The organism is Synechococcus sp. OH2 (assembly GCF_047462155.1).
Taxonomy (GTDB): Bacteria; Cyanobacteriota; Cyanobacteriia; order Thermostichales; family Thermostichaceae; genus Thermostichus.
Window position 1 is genome coordinate 196,250 of record NZ_JANSIR010000095.1, and the last position, 2,095, is coordinate 198,344.

At 56.9% G+C, this 2,095-nt stretch carries 1 protein-coding gene and 1 CRISPR repeat array; the gene reads right to left on the bottom strand.

The window, feature by feature from the left end:
• Positions 1 to 41: 41 nt before the first annotated feature.
• Positions 42 to 1,369: direct repeats of the CRISPR family, unit length 36 nt; unit sequence GTTCCCCCTTCGGGGGGATCCCTAGAAATTGGAAAC.
• A 183-nt stretch (positions 1,370 to 1,552) separates the two neighbouring features.
• A partial coding sequence (locus tag NW835_RS09405; protein ID WP_414415134.1) for an RtcB family protein occupies positions 1,553 to 2,095 on the bottom strand: 543 nt, incomplete at its 5' end.

The following is a 2,095-nucleotide window of genomic DNA, read 5'->3' on the forward strand; positions in this document are numbered from 1 at the left end:
TCCAGTCCCCACCGGCCTTGGCCGCCAGATCCCAGGCCCAGGTTCCCCCTTCGGGGGGATCCCTAGAAATTGGAAACAGCGGTGTACGACCACGCCTTTGAATTTCGGGTGACCGTTCCCCCTTCGGGGGGATCCCTAGAAATTGGAAACGGGTAAGGTGGGGGCTTCTTTTGTCCCGGATCCTCACGGGGGTTCCCCCTTCGGGGGGATCCCTAGAAATTGGAAACCCACGGGGTAGACGGGGATCCCCAAGTCGCTGAGCGCGAAGCAGTTCCCCCTTCGGGGGGATCCCTAGAAATTGGAAACAGAAACTTCTGGTGTTTCCTTCGAAGCCTCTTACTGTGTTCCCCCTTCGGGGGGATCCCTAGAAATTGGAAACTTGACAGGGAAAAACGACACCTAGTCGTATCTAGGGCGTTCCCCCTTCGGGGGGATCCCTAGAAATTGGAAACCCCATAACAGGCGAGGTTGGCGATGTAGATATGCAGTTGTTGTTCCCCCTTCGGGGGGATCCCTAGAAATTGGAAACCCCACGACTCCGCCTGGTGCGAAGTATGGGCTCACTGCGGAGGTTCCCCCTTCGGGGGGATCCCTAGAAATTGGAAACCCGGCCAGGGTGCCCAGGCCTTCCTCCTCGGTGTGACGACGTTCCCCCTTCGGGGGGATCCCTAGAAATTGGAAACGTCGGCCACACCGACGATGGCGTAGGCGTGGTAGAGCGTTCCCCCTTCGGGGGGATCCCTAGAAATTGGAAACTTCGTATGAGTAGGGGGAGCCTATTCGGGTACGTGCCGTTCCCCCTTCGGGGGGATCCCTAGAAATTGGAAACTCGCCCTCTCCAGGCGGGCCAGCTCGGCACAAAACCAGTTGGGTTCCCCCTTCGGGGGGATCCCTAGAAATTGGAAACTTCGAGCTTCCCGGTCAAGCCGGGACTTTCTAAGGTTTTCAAGGTTCCCCCTTCGGGGGGATCCCTAGAAATTGGAAACTTCCACACTTCGTAATGGGTGAGGCCTTTTTCATCGAGTTCCCCCTTCGGGGGGATCCCTAGAAATTGGAAACTACCCCAACTCCTTGAGGTAATGGCCAATTTAGGCCTAGAGGAGTTCCCCCTTCGGGGGGATCCCTAGAAATTGGAAACTCCAAGACGAACTCGGCACGGGTTACGGTTACGTTGGCGTAGTTCCCCCTTCGGGGGGATCCCTAGAAATTGGAAACGTAACCCCCTAGTGTGGGGGCACACTCTTCGACTGTGATTAGTTCCCCCTTCGGGGGGATCCCTAGAAATTGGAAACTGGATACTCTGGGTGTCCATCAAAGACGGCGTCTACGCGGAGTTCCCCCTTCGGGGGGATCCCTAGAAACGGGAAACAAGCAAAGTTGTCGGCGCGCCCTGTTCGCTGCCTCGCTCTTCTTTGGAGGGATCCCTGGAAACATGAAGTATGCAGGCGTTGTACTTGCTGAAGAATCTGTTTCCGGGGGATCCCTAGGAATTAAAAACAACGAAAAAAGGGGCATTAAGCCCCCAAAAATAGCTTCCCCTTTCGGGGGATCCCTAGCCTTTGATACACAGAATAGGCCTTAAGCGCGCTACGAGTTTAGCGATCTTGGCTTGGTCGGCAGCGCGCACAACTTTGTCTATGTTTTTGTAGGCCTGGGGCGCTTCTTCGGCTACCCCCCGCAGAGAAGGACTGCGCACAATGACGCCGCGCCGTCGCAGTTGTTCGATAATCTCCTGCCCTGTCCAGGCTTTGAGAGCCTGGTTGCGACTCATCGCCCTTCCGGCCCCGTGGCAAGCTGAAGAGAGGGCAAGGGCCTCACTTTCCTCGGTGCCGACCAGAATGTAGGAGGCCGTGCCCATGGAGCCACCGATGATTACCGGCTGACCGATGGAACGAAAAGCCTGAGGGATCTCTGGGTGGCCGGGCCCAAAAGCGCGCGTTGCCCCCTTGCGGTGGACAAACAGGCGGCGTTTTTTCCCCTCTATGATATGGGTCTCCTCCTTGCAGGTGTTGTGGGAGACATCGTAGATGAGGTCGAGTTCAGCCTTGGGAAAAAGCTCGGCGAATACCTGGCGCACCCAGTGGGTGATGATCTG